The sequence below is a fragment of the Variovorax sp. YR750 genome, from assembly GCF_900109805.1.
In the GTDB taxonomy this organism is placed as follows: Bacteria; Pseudomonadota; Gammaproteobacteria; order Burkholderiales; family Burkholderiaceae_C; genus Variovorax; species Variovorax gossypii.
In genome coordinates this window covers 404,558-422,940 of record NZ_FOBJ01000002.1, presented here as the reverse complement: position 1 = coordinate 422,940, position 18,383 = coordinate 404,558, and the positions used below count along the sequence as shown (strand labels likewise).

General features: G+C 69.6%; 13 protein-coding genes. 6 read left to right on the top strand and 7 right to left on the bottom strand.

Annotated features, from left to right (window positions below; all coding sequences use genetic code 11):
- Nucleotides 1–5 precede the first annotated feature (5 nt).
- Nucleotides 6–479 (top strand): Lrp/AsnC family transcriptional regulator, encoded by a 474-nt coding sequence (locus BMY35_RS05495; RefSeq protein WP_093195988.1) that lies wholly within the window; start codon nucleotides 6–8, stop codon nucleotides 477–479.
- Nucleotides 480–616: 137 nt separating this feature from the next.
- On the opposite strand, the gene BMY35_RS05490 is transcribed toward BMY35_RS05495, so the two are convergent.
- On the bottom strand, nucleotides 617–2,869 hold the full coding sequence (locus BMY35_RS05490) for a PhoX family protein (RefSeq protein WP_093195987.1): 2,253 nt from the start codon (nucleotides 2,867–2,869) through the stop codon (nucleotides 617–619).
- A 168-nt stretch (nucleotides 2,870–3,037) separates the two neighbouring features.
- Nucleotides 3,038–4,186 carry a murein transglycosylase A gene (locus BMY35_RS05485; protein ID WP_093195986.1) on the bottom strand — a complete coding sequence of 383 codons (1,149 nt, stop codon included), beginning with the start codon at nucleotides 4,184–4,186 and terminating at the stop codon, nucleotides 3,038–3,040.
- On the opposite strand from BMY35_RS05485, the gene BMY35_RS38250 reads away from it, so the two are divergent.
- The 3 genes from BMY35_RS38250 to BMY35_RS05475 all read left to right on the top strand — a co-directional run bounded on the left by BMY35_RS38250 (nucleotide 4,185) and on the right by BMY35_RS05475 (nucleotide 5,859).
- Nucleotides 4,185–4,349 carry a hypothetical protein gene (locus BMY35_RS38250; RefSeq protein ID WP_176947409.1) on the top strand — a complete coding sequence of 55 codons (165 nt, stop codon included), beginning with the start codon at nucleotides 4,185–4,187 and terminating at the stop codon, nucleotides 4,347–4,349. The genes BMY35_RS05485 and BMY35_RS38250 overlap by 2 nt on opposite strands.
- Before the next feature lie 197 nt (nucleotides 4,350–4,546).
- Nucleotides 4,547–5,206 carry a YiaD family glycine zipper/OmpA-like lipoprotein gene (locus tag BMY35_RS05480; RefSeq protein WP_093195985.1) on the top strand — a complete coding sequence of 220 codons (660 nt, stop codon included), beginning with the start codon at nucleotides 4,547–4,549 and terminating at the stop codon, nucleotides 5,204–5,206.
- An 89-nt stretch (nucleotides 5,207–5,295) separates the two neighbouring features.
- A complete protein-coding gene (locus tag BMY35_RS05475) occupies nucleotides 5,296–5,859 on the top strand; it encodes an OmpA family protein (protein WP_093195984.1) in 564 nt (187 codons plus the stop codon).
- A gap of 103 nt (nucleotides 5,860–5,962) precedes the next feature.
- On the opposite strand, the gene BMY35_RS05470 is transcribed toward BMY35_RS05475, so the two are convergent.
- The 4 genes from BMY35_RS05470 to BMY35_RS05455 form a co-directional block, all read right to left on the bottom strand.
- Nucleotides 5,963–6,592 (bottom strand): response regulator transcription factor, encoded by a 630-nt coding sequence (locus BMY35_RS05470; protein WP_093195983.1) that lies wholly within the window; start codon nucleotides 6,590–6,592, stop codon nucleotides 5,963–5,965.
- Nucleotides 6,593–6,635: 43 nt separating this feature from the next.
- Nucleotides 6,636–8,681 carry an ATP-binding protein gene (locus BMY35_RS05465; RefSeq protein ID WP_093195982.1) on the bottom strand — a complete coding sequence of 682 codons (2,046 nt, stop codon included), beginning with the start codon at nucleotides 8,679–8,681 and terminating at the stop codon, nucleotides 6,636–6,638.
- A 133-nt stretch (nucleotides 8,682–8,814) separates the two neighbouring features.
- Nucleotides 8,815–9,630, bottom strand: a complete 816-nt coding sequence (locus BMY35_RS05460) for a carbon-nitrogen hydrolase family protein (protein WP_093195981.1) — start codon at nucleotides 9,628–9,630, stop codon at nucleotides 8,815–8,817.
- Nucleotides 9,627–13,823, bottom strand: a complete 4,197-nt coding sequence (locus BMY35_RS05455; protein WP_093195980.1) for a YhdP family protein — start codon at nucleotides 13,821–13,823, stop codon at nucleotides 9,627–9,629. The genes BMY35_RS05460 and BMY35_RS05455 overlap by 4 nt, the downstream gene beginning before the upstream one ends.
- A 25-nt stretch (nucleotides 13,824–13,848) precedes the next feature.
- On the opposite strand from BMY35_RS05455, the gene glnE reads away from it, so the two are divergent.
- Entirely contained in the window at nucleotides 13,849–16,662 is a 2,814-nt protein-coding gene (glnE, locus tag BMY35_RS05450) for a bifunctional [glutamate--ammonia ligase]-adenylyl-L-tyrosine phosphorylase/[glutamate--ammonia-ligase] adenylyltransferase (protein ID WP_093195979.1), read from the top strand.
- Entirely contained in the window at nucleotides 16,655–17,857 is a 1,203-nt protein-coding gene (locus BMY35_RS05445) for a septal ring lytic transglycosylase RlpA family protein (RefSeq protein WP_093195978.1), read from the top strand. Before glnE ends, BMY35_RS05445 begins: the two co-directional genes overlap by 8 nt.
- A gap of 12 nt (nucleotides 17,858–17,869) precedes the next feature.
- Here the strand turns inward: BMY35_RS05445 and BMY35_RS05440 are convergent, their stop codons facing one another.
- Nucleotides 17,870–18,331: a carboxymuconolactone decarboxylase family protein gene (locus BMY35_RS05440; protein ID WP_093195977.1), complete on the bottom strand. Its 462-nt coding sequence runs from the start codon at nucleotides 18,329–18,331 to the stop codon at nucleotides 17,870–17,872.
- Nucleotides 18,332–18,383 lie beyond the last annotated feature (52 nt).

Sequence of the window (18,383 nt, the reverse complement as noted above, 5' to 3'; positions counted from 1 at the left end):
ATTTCATGCAACTTGACGCCATCGACCTGCGCATTCTGGACGAGCTGCAACGCGACGGCGCGCTGTCGAACGTGGAGCTCGCGCGACGCGTGCACCTCTCGCCGTCGCCCTGCCTGTCGCGCGTGAAGGTGCTCGAGGCCAACGGCGTGATCGACCGTTATGTCGCGCTCGCAAGCGCCAAGGCGCTGGGCCTGGGCCTCAACGTGTTCATATCGATCAGCCTCACGACGCAGAGCAAGCAGTCGCTCGCCGATTTCGAGCAGCGCATCGCCGAGCACGACGAGGTGATGGAGTGCTACCTGATGACGGGCGACAGCGACTACCTGATCCGCATCGCGGTGGCGGACATGGCGGCGCTGGAGAAATTCATCCTGGAACAGCTCACGCCGATTCCGGGGATCGAGAAGATCCGCTCGAGCTTTGCGCTCAAGCAAGTCCGATACAAAACGGCGCTGCCGTTGCCGGCAGCGCCAGGGTAGTAGCACGCCCCCAGGCTTCGCGCACTTCGTGTCGCTACGCCACCCCCTCGCCGGGGGCGACACCTGCGGCCCGGCAAAGCCGGTTCCGCGGTGTCTCCCGTGAAGAAAGGGGCCGGGGTCCCGCCCCTGCCAGCCGATCAGAGACCGATCAGGCCGCCGTCGTTCTTCGTGATGACCACGGTCGCCGAGCGCGGGCGGGTAATGCCGCCGTCGGGCCAGTGGCTGAGGAACTTCGTGGGATCGGAGATGTTGCCCTTGGCCGTGTTCTCGCCCGGGTGCTGGATGTTCACGAACAGCGCGCGGCCGTCGCCCGATTCGGCAATGCCGGTGATTTCGCAATCGATCGGGCCGACCAGGAAGCGGCGCAGGCCATCGGTGCCGGGGGCCTTGCCGACGAAGGTGGCTTGCGTGGCGGTGGTGGAGCCGTCGACGTTCGTGATGGTCTTCGCGCCGCCGTCGCCGACCTTGCCCGGCAGGGCGGCCAGCAGCATGCAGTTGGTCACGTCGGTGTACGCGCCGTCGTCGGTCTCGAGCCACAGCAGGCCGGGCGCCGCCTGGCTGAACCACATGCCGTCGGGGCTGGAGAAGTCGTTGTCAGCGCCGAGGGCGGACAGGTTCACGTCGGCCGATGCGGTCGAACGCGCGCCGAAGAGGTACACGTCCCACTTGAAGGTGACGGCCGCGGGGTCGCCGCCGGCATCCGCGAAGCGAACGATGTGGCCGTTCGGGTTGCCCTTCTGGTCGGTGCCGCCGGTCGTCTTGTCGTTGTAGAAACGCGGGTTGGCTGCGTCAGTGCTGCCAATCGGGCGCGAGCCGGCGTTGGTGTTGGTCAGCGTGACATAGACCTCGCCGGTCTTCGGATTCACGGCCGTCCATTCGGGGCGGTCCATCTTCGTGGCGCCAGCCGCATCTGCTGCGTGGCGCGCGTTGATCACGACATCGGCTGCATCGGCGAAGGCGTACTTCGAATAGCTGGCGTTGATGTTGTTGACGCCCAGCTTGAGTTCGAGCCAGTCGCCCGTGCCGTCGGCCTTGAACTTGGCGACGTAGAGCTTGCCGTCGTCCATGTACTTGTCGCCAGCAGCCATGCCGCCGCCGATGTCGGCAGCGTCCCAGTTCTTGGTCGACACGAACTTGTAGATGTACTCGTTGCGCGAGTCGTCGCCCATGTACCAGACCAGCGGCTTGCCGACCACGACCGGGCCCAGGCAGGCGCCTTCGTGGCCGAAGCGGCCCAGCGCGGTGCGCTTCTTCGGCGTGCTGGAGGGGGTGAACGGGTCGATCTCGACCACCCAGCCGTAGGTGTTGGCGCCGTTGCGGTAGTCATCGACAGCGGTGCCGCTCGTGGCGACGACTTCGGTGTTCCAGCGGCCGTACAGGCCTTCGGCGGTGTCGGGCGTGACGGTGGCCCAGAGTTCGCGGCCGGTGCTGGCCACGCCGTAGCGGCTGAAGGAAGCCAGGTCCTTGGCGGTGCGATTGCCGTCGTCGTTGGCGGCGATGCGGCGGAAGTAGCCGGCCCAGTTCTCTTCGCAGGTCAGGTACGTGCCCCAAGGCGTGGTGCCGTTGGCGCAGTTGTTGAGCGTGCCGCGGGTCTTGCTGCCGTCGGTCGAGTACTTGGTCTTCAGGTAGTCGGTCTTGGCGGCCGGACCCGAGAAGCTCATCTCGGTGAGCGTGTGGACGCGGCGGTTGAGGCTCGAGTCCTGCTTGTAGCTCCAGGTGCTGCCGCTCTTGTTGACCTCGATCACGCTCACGCCGTGCAGGTAGAACTCACGCAGCACTTCGTCCGCGACGGTGCGTGCGGCCGCATTGCCGGTGCCGGTGATGGTCTGTCCGGTGGGGTGCAGGAACAGCGGCGTGATGGCCTCGTGGTTCATCACGAGCAGGCCGCGCGAAGCGCCGGCGGCGTCCCACTTGTTCGACGCGTTCATGCCGAAGTAGGTCATGCCGTCGTGGTGGTCGCCGGCGCGGCGGTCGTAGGTGGTGGCGTCGTCGGTGCCGTCGTTCTTGTAGGCGGCGACACCCGAGGCGATCGGGTCGCCCAGGCGGTAGAGCACGCTGGCGGTGTAGCCGGCGGGCACGGTGACCACGTCGGCGAGGCTCTTGGCGACGGCGTTGAAGCCGAGCTTCATCGGAGCGGGAGAAGGAGCGGGAGCCGGCGCGGGAGCAGGAGCCGGTGCCGGGGGCAGGACGGGGAAGGCGGTGCCGCCGCCACCACCGCCGCCGCATGCCTGGAGCAGTGCGGTACCGGCGGTGCCGACGCCCAGGCCGAACAGGTGGCGGCGGCTCAGGCGCGAGGCGATCAGGTCGTTGAACGAGGGATTCGAAGTGGGGTTGGTGCCGATGTCTTCGATTTCGACCGGACGATCGTCGGTGCGGGTGTTTGCGGTCATGCGCAATGTCTTTCTTCGTGGGTTGGAAAGGAAAACCAGCCCGCGAAGTTAGGCACTTCGTATGACGACTCCGTGAATTGCTCAGGTTCAGGTCAGGTTGAATCGGGTCTTTTCAGCATCCCTTCATCAACCGTTCAGACCAGCGCGGGCCGTATCGGCCCGTCTCGTTCAGGGTGCCGGCAGCTGCCGCGGCCACAACGCCCACAGCCGCAGCGGCTGGTTCATGCTCGCAGCGAAGCGGCCCGCATCGGCACCGGTACCTGCGAAGTAGTCGGCCCGCACCGCTCCGAGGATGGCACTGCCGGTGTCCTGCGCCACCACCAGCTTCTGCAGTTGCGCCGCCGGTCCGTTGGATGCAAGCCACACCGGCGTGCCGTACGGGATGCTCTCGCGGTCGACCGCGATGGAGCGGCCGGCCGTGAGCGGCACGCCCTGCGCGCCGCGCGGGCCGAAGGCGGCGTCGACTTCGCTCATGGTCTCCTCGCGGAAGAACACGTAGCGCGGGTTGCTCCACATCAGCTGCGTCACGCGCTGCGGGTTCTGCGCGGCCCAGGCCTTGGTGTCGTCGGGCCACTTGCCGACCTTGGTCACGCCCTGGCTCATCAGCCATTGCTGCACGCTGCGATAAGGCTGCTCGTTGGTCGCCGAGAAGGCCATGCGCACGGTGTGCTGCCAGCCGTTGGCCTCGGTGATGCGCAGCCGCCCGGAGCCCTGGATGTGCAGCATCAGCGCGTCGATCGGGTCGGCCATCCACGCGATCTCGCGCCCGCGCAGCGCGGCCTGGGCCTCGGGCAGGGTCTCGATCTCCTGGCGCGTGTACCAGGGGCGGCGCGGCACTAGGCCGTCGGGCGCCTGGTAGATCGGCACGCTGAAGGTGGCGGTGGGCACGCGCGAGGCTTCGTACACCGGCTCGTAGTAGCTCGTGAGCTTGCCTTCGGTCTGGCCGTTCAGCGCCTCGACGCGGTAGGGCTGCAGCCGGTCGGTCATCCACTGGCGCTGCTCTTCGGGAGTGGCGATGGCGAGCTGGCGCACGTCGCGGCACAGCGGCGCGAAGGCGGCATTGGGGCGCGAGCAGTTCGCCAGCAGCGCGATCCAGGCCTCGTGCAGCGGGTCTTCGCCGAAGCCCGGCAGCTCGCCCCAGCCGACCGGCACCCAGCGGCTCTTGGGATGCGCGAGCGAGCCGGTGAGCGGACCGAGGTCGCGCGGCTGGGTGGCGGGTGGGCGGATGGGGGCCTCGGGCGTGCGCGGGCCGGTGGAACAGGCGGCGAGCGTTGCTACGATCGCAAGCCCGACCAGCCACTGGAGTCCATTTCTCATGGGTTTGATTCTGCTTGAAGCCCTCGCCGCGGGACTCGTGTTCATCCTGATCATCTGGTGGACCATGTTCTCCGGCCGCAAAAAGGGTGAATTGCACGATGACGACGACGGCCCCGAAGCCGGTCGCGACACCGCCGACCGGAAGCCGCCGCCCAATCCGTGAATTGCTCGTGCAGTCCCGCGGCGCGCGGCACTGTCGGACAAGCACTCAATTGCTATTGCTTTAGTAGCAATCATTGCAGCATTCATGCGCGAAGGCGAAACTTTTCTTATTTTCCGTAGGGCTTTGAGCCCGTACCATCACGCACTCCCCGAAGGCTAAGCTGTGCCCCGCCTGATTCAACCTTGAAAGGGATCGCCATGAAAAAGTTCGTACTCGCCACCACCGCCGCCGCACTCGTTCTTTCCGGCTGCGCGGGCGGCATGACCGACACGCAGCGCAACACCGGCATCGGTGCCGGCATCGGCGCGCTCGGCGGCGCCGCGATCGGCTCGGCCACCGGCGGCAACCGCGGCGCCATCGGCACGGGCGCGGTGCTGGGTGCGGCGGCCGGCGCGCTGGGCGGCTACCTGTGGTCGCAGCGCATGGAAAACCAGAAGCGCCAGATGGAAGCCGCCACGCAGGGCACCGGCGTGGCCGTCACGCAGACGCCCAACAACGAGCTGAAGCTGCAGATCCCGAGCGACGTGTCCTTCGACGTGGGCCGCGCCAACATCAAGCCCAATTTCGCGCCGGTGCTCGACCAGTTCGCCAGCGGCCTGCGCAACAACCCGAACGCCGAGGTGCGCATCATCGGCCACACCGACAGCACCGGCTCGGACGCCATCAACAACCCGCTGTCGGTCGAACGCGCGACCAGCACCCGCGACTACCTCGTGGCGCGCGGCGTGAACGCGGCGGCCTTCCGCATCGAGGGCCGCGGCTCGCGCGAGCCTGTCGCCGACAACAACAGCGACGCGGGCCGGGCGCAGAACCGCCGTGTCGAAATCTACGTGGGCGAGCGCGGGCCGCAAGGCTGAACGATCTCCAGCACACGAAGGGAAACCGGCCGCGCTGAAAGGCCGGTTCCCGCCATTACCGTTCCATTGGTCCATTAAGAGGGAATCTCATGAGGAAGTTTGTTGTTTCTGGTGCGGCCGCCGCCGCGTTGCTGTTCATCGCGGGCTGCGCATCGCAGTCGGCGCCGCCGCCGGCCCCCGCGCCCGCAGCCGCTCCGGCCGCACCGGCCAACAGCTGGACAGCCCGCCTGGCCACCCTGAAGACCGACCTCGAGACCTCGACCAAGGGCACGGGCGTGGTGATCGAACAGACCACCGACAACCAGCTGCACGTGGTGATCCCGAACGAGCTGTCGTTCGACACCGGCCGCTCCAACGTCAAGCGCAACCTCGCGCAGGTGCTCGACAAGGTGGCCGAAGGCCTGAAGAGCGCCACCGCCGCCAGCGTGCGCGTGGTCGGCCACACCGACAGCGTGGGCAGCGAGGAAGGCAACGAGCGCCTCTCGGTGAGCCGCGCCGACAGCGTGCGCAACCACCTCGTGAGCCGCGGCGTCTCGACCACGGTCATCACCACCGACGGCCGCGGCTCGCGCGAGCCGCTGGCGGACAACAACACGGCCGCCGGCCGCGCCCAGAACCGCCGCGTCGAGATCTTCGTGGCGGAGAAGGCCTGATCCTGGCCCCTTCCAGAAATACCGCGGAACCGGCTTTGCCGGGCCGCTGGTATTGCCCCCTGCAAGGGGGTTGGCGGCCACACGAAGTGGGCAAGCCTGGGGGTTAGCCCAGTTCTCTCAGGCGGTTCGCCAACTCGACGGCCGACTTCACTTCCATCTTGTCGAACACGCGCGCGCGGTGGACTTCCACCGTGCGCACGCTGATCGCGAGCTGGTCGGCGATGAGCTTGTTGGGCAGGCCTTCGATCACCAGCCGCATCACGTCGCGCTCGCGCTCGGTCAGCTCGCCGATGCGCTCGGCCAGGCCCCGGCGCGCGCGCTGCACTTCCAGCGCCTGCAGCGACGCGTTCAACGCATGCTCGATGCGGTCGACCAGCGCGTTGTCCGAGAACGGCTTCTCGCAGAAGTCGAAGGCGCCGCGCTTGACCGCGTCGACGGCCGTCGGCACGTCGGCATGGCCCGTGAGGAAGATCACCGGCATCGCGGGCAGCAGGCCGCGTTCGACGATGCGGTCGAACAGCACCAGCCCGCTGGTGCCGGGCATGCGCACGTCCAGCAGCAGGCACAGCGGCTGCTGGGGCAACGGGCCCTGGTCGAGGAACTGCTCGAACGCCTCGGCGCTCGCGAAGTGCTCGCTGGCCAGGCGGCGCGAGCGCAGCAGCCATGCCAGCGCCTCGCGCACGCTGGCGTCGTCGTCCACGATGAAGATCAAGCCGTCGATCAGCGGTTGCATGCGATGAAGTCCAGCAAAAAGTTGTCCGTCGAAAAAAGCGTTCTCAGGCAGCCGCCGGCAGGGTGAACCTGAAGACCGTGCCGCGCGGCTTGTTGGGCTCGTACACGAGCGCCCCGCCGTGCTGCTCGACCACCGTGCGGCACAGGCTCAGGCCGAGCCCCATGCCATCGGCGCGCGTGGTGAAGAAGGGCGTGAAGAGCCGCTCGGCCACATCCGCGTCGATGCCGCTGCCGAGGTCGGCCACCGAAAACTCTATCCAGCGCCTGCCGTCTTCCTGCACCGCGCCGCCCACCGCCGTGGCGCGCGCCACGCGCAGCCGCAGCACGCGGCTGCCGACATTGTCGGGGCTGTCCATGGCCTGCATCGCGTTGCGCGCGAGGTTCAGCAGCACCTGCTCGACCAGCGTGCGGTCGCACATGGCCGCGGGCAGGCGGTCTTCCAGCACCACCTCGATGATCACGCCCAGCTTGCGCGCCTGCAGCCGCACCAGCGGCAGCACAGCGTCGATCAGCGCCTGCGGCGCCACGGCCTCGCGCGTGCGGTCGCGCCGGCGCACGAAGTCGTGCACGCTGCGGATCACCTGCCCCGCGCGGTCGGCCTGCTCGGCGATGCGCTTCACGGCCATCGCCACCTCGCCCTGGTCGCCCTTGGCCTCGGGCCCCAGCAGGTTGAGCGAGCCGCTCGCGTAGCTGGCGATGGCCGCCAGCGGCTGCGTGAGCTCGTGGCTCAGCAGCGAAGCCATCTCGCCCACGGTGGCCAGCCGTGCGCTGGCCTGCAGGCGCTCCTGGCTGGCGCGCGAGAGCTCCTCGATGCGGCGCTGCTCGCTCACGTCGATGAACGCGCTCATCCAGCCGGTCTGCACCTTGTGCGCGTTGATCAGCGGCGCCTCGAAGATCAGCACCGGAAAGCGCGTGCCGTCCTTGCGCATGAAGACCGATTCGAAGCCCTCTCGCGGCGGCATGCCGCCCGCCAGCCGGCGCGCCTGCCGCTGCTGGTATTCGTGAGCCAGCTCGGTGGGCCAGTAAGGGGCCTCGGCGTTGTCCGCCATGAGCTCCTCGGGGCTGAAGCCGACCATCTCGCAGAAGGCCGGGTTCACGTAGGTGATGCGGCCCTGCAGGTCGCGCGCGCGCAGGCCGGTGATGACCGAGTCTTCCATCGCCTTGCGGAAGGCCAGCGCGTCGGCCAGGTCGCGCTCGGCGCGCAGGCGGCGACGCGTGTCGCGCGCGAGCAGCACCAGCACCGACACCAGCGCGATCGAGATCGCCGTGACCAGCGCCGTGAGCATGTTCGGGAACAGGTCGGGCGCGGCACGCCAGCCGTCCACGCGCAGCATCAGCGCGGTGCCCGGCAGGTCGATGAGCTGCTGCGAGGTGAACACCCGCGTGCCGGTGCGCCGCGAGCTGCCCAGCGCCACCAGCCGCGTGCCGTCGGCCTCGGTGAAGGCCACTTCCTGTCCGCGCGTGAGGGTGGGGCCGACGAGTTCGATCAGCGCGTCGCGCAGCGAATAGCTCGCAACGAGGTATCCGCCGGCGTCGATGGGCACGCACAGCTCCATCACCTCGATGCCGCCGCCTCCCGCGATGGGCACGTAGTGGCTCGGCGAGTAGGCCGGCGCGCCGAGCTTGCGCGCGGCGGCGCAGGCCAGCGTCACGTCGGACTGCTCCTGGCCGCGCGTGTCCTCGTCGAGCACGCGCATGCGGTAGGGCGTGTTGACGGCCTGCAGCGGGCGCAGCGCGGCGTCTCGCCATTCGAGCCGCAGCCATTCGCGATGCTCGCGCAGCAGCGTCGCGGCCACCTCCGACCACTTGGAGGCATCGGCGCCCGGCGCCTGCGTGGCGCGCAGGCTCTGCGCATTGCGCTGGAAGCCGCTGCGCAGGTCGGAGACTGCGTCGGAGGTGTCGCGATCGAGCGCGGCCTGCACCTGCTCGACCTCGTGCCGGCCCGCGAGCCACACGACGGTGACCAGCAGCACCGACACCAGCACCGCCAGCAGCAGCCACAGGAACCAGCGCTGCCACAGCGAGCGCAGCCGCGCGTACGCCAGCAGCGCCCACCGCTGCGGTGCGACGGTCAGCAGCGCATCAGACATGCCGGTAACACCGCCGCACGCGAGGTACGGGGCTTATTCCAGGAACACCGCGGAACCGGCTTTGCCGGGCCGCCGGTGTTGCCCCCTGGAAGGGGGTTGGCGGCCACACGAAGTGGGCAAGCCTGGGGGTCATCTAAATAACGCTGTGCGAGAGCACGGGCAGCTGCGTGCGCGTGCTCTGCACTCTCGCGGCGTCGATGTCGAACAGCACCACGCCTTCTTCGGAGGCCTGCTGCGCCACCACCGTGCCCCACGGGTCGACGACCAGCGACTGGCCCCAGGTCTGGCGGCCGTTCTCGTGCGTGCCGCCCTGCGCGGGCGCGACCACCCAGGCCAGGTTCTCGATGGCGCGGGCACGCAGCAGCACCTCCCAGTGCGCGGCACCCGTGGTGCGCGTGAAGGCGCTGGGCACCAGCAGCAGGTCGGCGCCCTGTTTGGCGAGCGCGCGGTACAGCTCGGGAAAGCGCAGGTCGTAGCACACGCTCATGCCCACGCGCCAGCGGTGGCCGTCGCGCGAGGGCAGATCGAACACCACCGGCTTCGCGCCGGGTGCGATGACGCGGCGCTCGTCGTAGCGCTCGGTGCCGTTGTCGAAGAAGAAGAGATGGATCTTGTCGTAGCGCGCCACGCAGCGGCCGTCGGGCGAGAAGGCCAGCGAGCTGTTGAACACGTGCTCGGCGTCGGTGCTCTCGATGGGCAGCGTGCCGCCGACGATCCACAGGCCGAACTCGCGGGCCGCGTCGGCCAGGAAGCCCTGCACCGTGCCCGCGCCGGCGGTCTCGCGCAGGCCCAGCTTGTCGGTGTCGCGCGCGCCCATCATGCAGAAATACTCGGGCAGCACCGCGAGCTCGGCGCCGGCCGCGGCAGCCTGCGCGAGCAGGTCGTGGGCGCGCGCGAGATTGGCTTCGCGGGCGATGGCCGACACCATCTGGATGGCTGCGACTTTCATTGCTTGGTCTCCGTTTTCTTGCCTTCGTCCGCGGTCCTGGAGGCAGGCGGCAGCCCCGGAATGCCGGGAATGCTCTGCGGCAGCAGCTGCAGCGTGCGCGGCACCTTCGCTATTTTGGGGTCTGCCCAGGTGCCTTCGATATGGAACTCCTGCGTGGCCGCCGCCGCGAGCGGCTTGCTCAGCACCCATTGCGCAAGGAACGTGCCGAGGCCCACGGCCGGGTTGATGGCGGTGGCCACCAGCGCCGCAGTGCCCGCGTTGATCTCGGGCACGACCACCACGCGCAGGTCCTGCGTCTCGCGCACGATGTCGGCCGAACCGTCCATCAGCGCAGCGGCGTTGACGCCCTTCATCTGCAGGTTGTTGGTGCTGGCGATGCCCTTGTTGATCTTCGCGTCGCCGCGGATGAAGTCGAAGGCGAAGCCCTCGCTGAACACGTCGCGGAAATCGAGCGTGAGCCGGCGCGGCAGCGCCTGCAGGCTCAGCACGCCGAGCAGCTTGGCCAGGCCCGGGTCGGCCTTGAGGAACTGGCCCTGCTCCACGTCGACCTGCAGCTGTCCGCCCAGGCTGGGGTAGTCGAGCGAGAACGGCGAGCCGCGCCAGTTGACGTCGCCCTCGAGCCGCCCACGCCCGCGCCGCAGCACGCCCGGCATGCCGAAGCGCGTGAGCAGCTCGCCGGCATCGGCGATGTCGAGCCTGAAGGTCATGGCGGTACGGCGCTGGCCGGCCGCCGCGCCGGGCACCGCGGCCCAGGTGCCCTTGGCCGCGAAGCTGGCCTCGGGCATGGTGAAGGTGAGCTTGTTGAGCGCCCATTCGCGCCCCGCGCCGCCGCGGTTGACCGCGTCGATCTCGGCGCGGCCGAGGCGCTTGCCGAGCAGTTCGAAGTCGTCGATCACGATGTCCAGCGCCGGCAGGGTGCCGGGCTGCTCGTCGAGCAGGGCCTCGACCTGGTTGGCCTCGGAGGGAGCGATCTTCAGCCGCGCGAGCCGCGCATAGAGGCGCCCGGCCTGCGCGTGGCGATATTCGGCATAGCCGCTGAGCTCGGTGGCGTCGATGTTGGCGCGCCAGACGGCGCCGTCGCGCGTGCCACCGAGCACCACGTTGTGCAGCGTGCGGCCCGCGACACCCAGCTGCTGCGCGCGCACCGCGATGCGCGTGGGCAGGTAGGCCATCGACGGATCGTCGGGGTGCTCGGAGGATTCGGCACCCGGGCTGCCGGTCTCGCCGAGCAGCGACTGCCATGCGGCCATGTCGAGCTTGGCGACGTTGACGTTCGCGAACACGCCCTTGTCGGGCAGGCTGGCCGTCTCGCCCTGCGCGAGGCCCACGCCGATGCTGCCGCGCACCACGCGCGCCTCGCCGTTGGCCAGCAGGTCGCGCACGTACTGCACGGCGCCGACGCGGCCGAGGTCGAGCGAGAGCTGGTCCTGCGTGGCCACCGTCGCGCCCTGCTTCGTGGTTTCGCGCGCGAGCACCTTCTTCTCGATGCGCAGCGGCATCTGCTCCTCGGCCGTCTTCACCAGCGGCGGCGGCAGCTGCAGCGCGAGGCCCTGCAGGCTGCTGCTGAGCGAGAACTCGGTCGCGCCGTCGCGCACCGAGAAGGTGGCCGCGTAGGGCGTGCTGCCGGTGGCCTTCTTCGCGAGGCGGGCGAGCCAGTCGACCTCGCGCGCGCCGCGCAGGCCGTCGGCGCTGGCCGTGCCCTGCGCCTTCAGGGCCACCTCGCGGTTGGGGCCGGTGAAACGGCCGCGGCCTTCCAGGCGGACGTCGCCGCCCAGCAGCTTCGCCTGCACGCCGGCCAGCGAGAAGCCTGTTTCGGTGAAGTTGACCGTGCCCTTCGTCTGCGTGAACGAAGGCGCCTCGGGCACCACCTGCAGCTCGTTGTCGGCCAGCACCACGCTGGCCTGCACCTTGGCGTTGTCCATGGCCTCCAGGGGCAGCTCGAGGTGCAGCTTGTAGTCGGCCGAGCCGGTGGCGCGCGCGGCCTGCATGACCTCGCCCACGCCTCCCGCCTCGGTGCCGGCCAGCGGCGCGCCCGCGCGCAGCACCTCGGCCAGCGGGCCCTTGGCCTGCACATCGACGCGCAGCACCTGCGCGTGGTGCGACAGCTCGGGAATCAGCGCCTCGCCCCTGGTCACCTCGACGCCGGCGGTGCCGGCCAGGCGACCGCGCGCGTTGCGCACCAGCATGCTGTCGCGCTCGAACACCAGCTCGCCCGAGAGGCCGGTGAGCGCCGGCCAGATGCGCGCGGGAGTGCCGTTGCGCGAAGGCGTGGCGGCCGTGATCGACGGCGGCGCATAGGCGTAGTTGACGTCGGCCACCTTGGCCGCGATGCGGAAGTCGCCCTGCTTCGGGTCCTTGAAGGGCATGTCGTGCAGGTCGCCGCGCACGCGGAAGTCGACGTTGCTGGCGATGCCCTTGGTGACGGCCTCGCGCACGTAGTCGCGCGTGTGCTGGGGAATGTCCAGCGGCAGGTAGCGGAACACGCGCGTGCCGTCGGCGCGGGTCAGCTTGCCCTGCAGGTCGAGCACGCCGGGAAAGCGGGCCTTGCTGCTCGAGGTTGCGGGATCGCTGGTGCGCCAGCTGGCCTGGGCTTCTCCCTCGGCGTCGGCGTTGGCGAAGCTGAGCTTCGACATCTGCAGCTGGGCACTGCCGTTGCCGCTGTCGAGCTTCCATTGCAGCTGCGTCGAGAGCCGGTCGACGGGAATGACGGGCTCGTCGAACACGCCCGGGAATTCGAGCGTGCCCCGCGCGATGGCGAGCGTGGCGGTGCCGCCGGTGTGGGTGGCGTCGAAGTCGATGGTGGCGCCGCTCAGGCCCGGTGTGCCGGTGTGGATCTTCGGCTGGGGCGTGGCCGTGCCGGAGGCATTGGAGGAAGCGGTGGTCGTGGTTGCCGCATCCGCCTTGGCCGGCTGGGAAGCGATGCGCAGCCCGCTGACGCGGCCCTTGGCCTGGTAGCGGCTCGGCGCGCCCAGCGAGCCCTGCCAGTTCAGGTCGACGTGCTCGACGAGACCGCGCGGCGCGTATGCATCGAGCATGCGGTGCGTGGCATCGCCCAGCGGCAGCCGGTCGGCGATGAGGGCGAGCGCGGCCAGGTCGAGGCGGTCGGCGCGCAAAGCTCCGTGCTCGGGCGTGCGGCCCCGGTTCGGCGTGTGCTGCAGCCACAGGTTGCCGCCGGGCCAGCGCATGCCGTCGGTGGTGTCGAACTGCAGCGCGGTGGTGGCGAACTCCAGCGTCTCCTCGGTGAGCTGCCCCGAGATGCGGCCGGTGACGGCACGCAGCACCAGCGGCTGGAGGCCCTTGTCGAGCGAGACGTCGACCTTGTCGAGCCCCAGGTCGACCGCGCCGCCGACGACCTGGCCGTCGTCCACGTCGGCCCACAGGCGCAATGCGCCGTTGCCCTCGCGGATGCGGGCGTCGAGCGAGACGTACTGGCCGAGCCGGGTGACGTCGATGTAGGGCAGGTCGGCATAGAGCTGGCCGTCCCAGGTCTGCCAGTGGCCGCTGCGGATGGACAGCAGCGGCTGGCGGAACTGGCCGCGCAGCGTGAAGCGCTGGCCCCAGCCCGCGGGCGGCGTGGCATCGAGCCGCAGGCCGTGGCGCCTGGCGCTGTTGCGCGCGACGAAGCGGACGTCGGTCAGCAGCAGAGGCTCGGCCTGGCGCTGCTCGTCGGTCCAGCGCACGGTGCCGCCTTCGATGACCAGCTCGCGCTGCGCGAAAAACCAGTCGGCACCGCGGGTCTCTCCGGTGGTATCGGTGGGCATGTGCAAACCAGCCACATGGAGTTTTCCCTGAGTGTCGCGGCGCACGTCGAGCTGTGGGCCCTCGATGTAGAGCTGCTCGAAGTTGAGCCGCCAGAGCGAGCGCGGCGACACGCTGGCCACCACGCGCGCGAGGCGCAGGGCCTCTCTCTTGTCCGCGTCCTGCAGCACCACGTCGCGCAATTCGAAGGCCGGGAAAAGCCCTTCGGAGCGGGCGGTGATCGATCCGATGCGAACCGGCACGCCGATGGCCTTGCTAGCCTGTGCCTCGAGCGCATCACGAAAATCGCCGATTCGCGGCACAATCCACGCGTGTAGGACAACGACTGACAGCGCCAGCAGAAGCCATGCAGCGATCAACAGACCCAGCAGCCAGCGCGCCGTCACAGCGGTTATTTTGAGCAGACGTGAAGGGGTAGACGCCGTGTCGTTCATTGAGGATCGCGCTGTGTCGGGAATTATGACCGCCAGCTTTCAGACGGGTTCCACGGAAACCAGCATCGGTGTGAACCAGTTGCCAGACACCATTTCTCCCATTTCTTCGGCGCCGAAAGACGCCTTCTCTTCGTATTCGAGGTTCGTGCAGCGCCTGCGCCGCAGGTATGCAGCCGAGCTTTCGTTGCTTCCCCCCGGCGCGCCGCGGCGCGAATCGATGACGATGGCCTACGAGGCACTGCGCCAGCGCGGGGACGGTGTCGGCGATGCACTCCGGATTGTGCGGCAGCTCGTGATGGAGCGGCTTGTAACTCTTGATTGCGACGAGCAGGCTCCACTGGCCGTGGTGACCACCGCCGTCACCGAGCTGGCCGAGCTGGCACTCGATATTGCGTGCCAGGAAGCCTGTCGCGAACTCGACGCGGCGCACGGCGCCCCGCTGGGCCCCGATGGCCGTCGCGCGCAGCTGTGGATCGTGGGCATGGGCAAGCTCGGCGCGCGCGAGCTCAACGTGTCGAGCGACATCGACCTGATCTACCTCTACGACGTGGACGGCGAGACCAAGGGCGACGCCGACGGGCGCGGCCGGCTGGCCAACCAGGAGTACTTCGCGCGCGCCGTGAAGCGCATCTACGCGCTGGTGGGCGACACCACGGAGCACGGCTTCGTGTTCCGCGTCGACCTGGCGCTGCGGCCCAACGGCAACTCGGGCCCCAGCGTGGTCTCGCTCGATGCGCTCGAGGAGTACTTCCAGGTGCAGGGCCGCGAGTGGGAGCGCTTCGCCTGGATGAAGAGCCGCGTGGTCGCGCCGCGCGACATCGTGCTCGCGGGCCAGGCCCAGGGCCTGCGCGGCGCGGTGCTGCCCTTCGTGTTCCGCCGCTATCTCGACTACAGCGTGTTCGATTCGCTGCGCGTGCTGCACCGGCAGATCCGCGAGCAGTCGGCGCGCCGCAGCGCCGGGCGCCCCGAGCGCGCCAACGACGTGAAGCTCTCGCGCGGCGGCATCCGCGAGATCGAGTTCACCGTGCAGCTGCTGCAGGTGGTGCGCGGGGGCCAGTTCCCCGAGCTGCGCACGCGGCCTACGCTCGACGCGCTGCAGCGCCTGGCGCGCGCCAACCTCATGCCGCAGGAAACCGCCGATGCGCTGGCCTCGGCCTACGAGTTCCTGCGCCGCGTCGAGCACCGCATCCAGTACCTCGACGACCAGCAGACGCACGTGCTGCCCGTGTCCGACGACGACCTGCGCTGGATCGCCCAGACCATGGGCTACCCCAGCTGCTGCCCCTTCCTCGAGCAGCTCGACACGCATCGCGAATTCGTCGCGCAGGAGTTCGACAAGCTGCTCGGCGGCGAGAAGCCCTGCAACGGCAAGTGCAACGGCAAGAAGGCCGCCGCACCCGCCGACCTGGCCGACCTGCTCGACGACCTGCCGCCGGCTTTCGCCGAGCGCATCCGCGACTGGTGCGAGCAGCCCCGCGTGCTGGCCCTGCGCGAAGAGACGCGCGCGCGGCTGCGCCAGCTGGTGCAGCGCACCGGCCAGTGGCTCAAGGAGCCCGACGGCGACGGCGCGGGCCAGACCCCGCGCCACGTCGACGCCGCAATGCGCTGGGCCGACTGGATCGAGCCGCTGCTGCGCCGCGAGAGCTACCTGGCGCTGCTGGTCGAGCGCCCCGCCGTGCAGGAACGCCTGCTGCGCCTGCTGGGCGCGGCCAGGTGGCCGGCACGCTACCTGATGCAGCACCCCGGCGTGATCGACGAACTGGCGAGCGACGAAATGCTCTCGGGCCGCTTCGTCGCCGCCGAGTTCGAGCGCGAGCTCGACGCGCGCCACGCATCGCTCACCCGCACCGGCGAAGCCGACGAAGAGCGCCTGCTGAACCTGCTGCGCCACGCGCATCACGCCGAGGTGTTCCGCACGCTGGCGCGCGACGTGGACGGCCGCCTCACCGTCGAGCAGGTGGCCGACGACCTCAGCGCGCTGGCCGACGCCACGCTGCGCGTGACCGCCCGCTGGTGCTGGCCGCACGTGCGCAACCGGCATCGCGAGGTGCCGCAATTCGCGATCATCGGCTACGGCAAGCTGGGCGGAAAGGAGCTGGGCTACGGCAGCGACCTCGACATCGTGTTCGTCTACGACGATGACGACGAGCGAGCCGGCGAGGTCTATGCGGCCTACGTGCGCAAGCTCATCAACTGGCTCACGGTGAAGACGCGCGAGGGCGACCTGTTCGAGATCGACACCGCCCTGCGGCCCAACGGCAACTCGGGCCTGCTGACCACCAGCTTCGAAGCCTACGAGAAGTACCAGCTCGGCCGCGGCAGCAACACCGCGTGGACCTGGGAGCACCAGGCCATGACGCGCGCGCGCTTCGTGCTGGGCAGCGAGGACCACGGCGCCGAGCTGGGCGCGCGCTTCGACCAGGTGCGCGAGGCCGTGCTGGTGGCGCCGCGCGACCGCGAGGCGCTGAAGGCCGAGATCATCGCGATGCGCAACAAGCTGCGCGGCGCGCGGCCGGTGAAGGCCGACCGCTTCGACGTGAAGCACAGTCCCGGCGGCATGGTCGATGCCGAGTTCGCGGTGCAGTTCCTGGTGCTGTCGTCTTCGGCCGAGCATCCCGAGCTGATTCCGAACGTGGGCAACATCGCCCTGCTTCTGCGCGCCGAACTGGCTGGACTGCTGCCCGAGGGCGTGGGCCGCGGCGCGGCGAGGGCGTATCGCGAACTGCGCCGCGTGCAGCATCGCGCACGACTCAACGAAGAGCCGACACAGGTCACGCCGCCCGCGCTGGCGGCCGAGCGCGACGCCATGCTGGCGCTGTGGAAGGCAGTATTTGGCTGAGGGCGCCCGTTCCCCAGCCACCACCGCGCTGGCGGCGTGTGCGGTAGCCGTCGCCATTCTTCTCGCGGGCTGCGCCAGCGGTCCGCGCAGCGGAGGCGGCGTGGCCAGCGGCCGCGACGGCCCGGGCACCAACATTCCGCCCGACCTCGCCAACGTGCCCGACGCCGAGCCTCGCATCGAGCCCATCCGCACCAGCGGCGGCACCAGCAAGCCCTACACGGTGCTGGGCCGCGGCTACGCGCCGATCACCGACGACCGGCCGTTCCGCGAATCGGGGCTGGCCTCGTGGTACGGGCGCAAGTTCCACGCGGCTTCCACATCGAGTGGCGAGCCCTACGACATGTATGCCATGACGGCCGCGCACAAGACGCTGCCGCTGCCGAGCTACGTGCGCGTGCGCAACCCGGCCAACGGTCGCGAAGTGATCGTGCGCGTGAACGACCGCGGGCCCTTCGTCGACGGCCGCGTCATCGACCTGAGCTACACGGCCGCGCTCAAGCTCGACCTGCTGCGCGGCGTGGCACCGGTGGAGATCGAGCGGATCACGAACGAGGACATCCGCACCGGCGCCTGGCGACGCGATTCTGGGACTGCGTATGCCGCGGCCGAAGCTCCCATGGCCGCGCCCGTGCGTACGGCACCGGTGCGCGTGGCGAGCGCACCGCAGCCGCAACAACAGCAGCAAGTGCGGGTGCCGGCCGAGTGGGTGGCGCCTGTCGCGACGGCCGGCAACGACATGCCCCAGCCGGCATCGACGATGCCCGTCGCGCCTCAGACGCCGATGACCACGGCCCTGCCTCCGGGAACGGGGGCGGAGCCGGAATCGGCGCAGTCGCCGCCTTACATTCCACCGGGCCGGCAGGCCATCGTGGTCAACGAGCTGCCTCCGCTGCAGGCGGCAGCGGCTCCACAACCGACGCCGCTGCCCGCGAACATCTCGCAGCGGTCCGCCGCGGCGCTCCCTGGTTTCTGGGTGCAGCTAGGCGCGTTCCGCGAGCGGGACGGCGCCGAGAGCCTGCTGAACCAGGCCGCGCGCGGCCTGCCCTCGCTGGCGCCGCAGCTGCACGTGTTCAGCGAAGCCGGAACGCACCGGCTGCAGGCAGGGCCCTTCGCCTCGCGCAACGCAGCCGGCGAAGCGGTCACGCAGTTGCGCGAGAGCCTGCGCATCGCGCCGATGGTGGTGGAGCGCAGGTAGCTCCGCGTCCGATCAGAGCAGCGGCTTCACCGCCACCGGGATGCCGCTGGCGACGTTGAGGCGGTTCCAGGTGTTGATCTGCGCGATCGCCACCGACAGCTCGGCAATTTCCAGGTCGCTGAAGTTGGCCTTCAGCGCCGCGAACTCGGCCTCGCGTGCGTCGTAGCGGTCGGCCAGGCGCGTGAGCGATTCGGCCCAGGCCAGCGCCGCGCGTTCACGCTCGTTGAAGAAGCTCACCTCGCGCCACGTCGCCAGGCTGTTGATGCGCTGCCATTCCTCGCCCTGCTTGCGCAGGTCGCGCACGTGCATGTCGAGGCAGTAGGCGCAGCCGTTGATCTGCGAGACGCGGGCGAAGACGTAGTCGACCAGCACCTTGCCGAGCGTGCTCGACTCGATGGTGGTGTTGACGGCGAGGATGGCCTCGAAGGACTTCGGGACGAGCTTGAACCAGTTCAGGCGTGCGGTGGTGTTCATGGTTTTCTCCAGTGGGTGAGGGACAGGTTGCGATGGAATCGATCTGCTTACC

What these genes read in the sequence shown, in the direction of transcription:
- BMY35_RS05480 (WP_093195985.1), top strand. Translation starts at nt 4,547, where the DNA reads ATGAAAAAGTTCGTACTCGCCACCACCGCCGCCGCACTCGTTCTTTCC.
- BMY35_RS05475 (WP_093195984.1), top strand. Translation starts at nt 5,296, where the DNA reads ATGAGGAAGTTTGTTGTTTCTGGTGCGGCCGCCGCCGCGTTGCTGTTC.
- BMY35_RS05465 (WP_093195982.1), bottom strand. Translation starts at nt 8,681, where the DNA reads ATGTCTGATGCGCTGCTGACCGTCGCACCGCAGCGGTGGGCGCTGCTG.
- BMY35_RS05455 (WP_093195980.1), bottom strand. Translation starts at nt 13,823, where the DNA reads ATGAACGACACGGCGTCTACCCCTTCACGTCTGCTCAAAATAACCGCT.
- BMY35_RS05470 (WP_093195983.1), bottom strand. Translation starts at nt 6,592, where the DNA reads ATGCAACCGCTGATCGACGGCTTGATCTTCATCGTGGACGACGACGCC.
- BMY35_RS05490 (WP_093195987.1), bottom strand. Translation starts at nt 2,869, where the DNA reads ATGACCGCAAACACCCGCACCGACGATCGTCCGGTCGAAATCGAAGAC.
- BMY35_RS05440 (WP_093195977.1), bottom strand. Translation starts at nt 18,331, where the DNA reads ATGAACACCACCGCACGCCTGAACTGGTTCAAGCTCGTCCCGAAGTCC.
- BMY35_RS38250 (WP_176947409.1), top strand. Translation starts at nt 4,185, where the DNA reads ATGGGTTTGATTCTGCTTGAAGCCCTCGCCGCGGGACTCGTGTTCATC.
- BMY35_RS05495 (WP_093195988.1), top strand. Translation starts at nt 6, where the DNA reads ATGCAACTTGACGCCATCGACCTGCGCATTCTGGACGAGCTGCAACGC.
- glnE (WP_093195979.1), top strand. Translation starts at nt 13,849, where the DNA reads ATGACCGCCAGCTTTCAGACGGGTTCCACGGAAACCAGCATCGGTGTG.
- BMY35_RS05485 (WP_093195986.1), bottom strand. Translation starts at nt 4,186, where the DNA reads ATGAGAAATGGACTCCAGTGGCTGGTCGGGCTTGCGATCGTAGCAACG.
- BMY35_RS05460 (WP_093195981.1), bottom strand. Translation starts at nt 9,630, where the DNA reads ATGAAAGTCGCAGCCATCCAGATGGTGTCGGCCATCGCCCGCGAAGCC.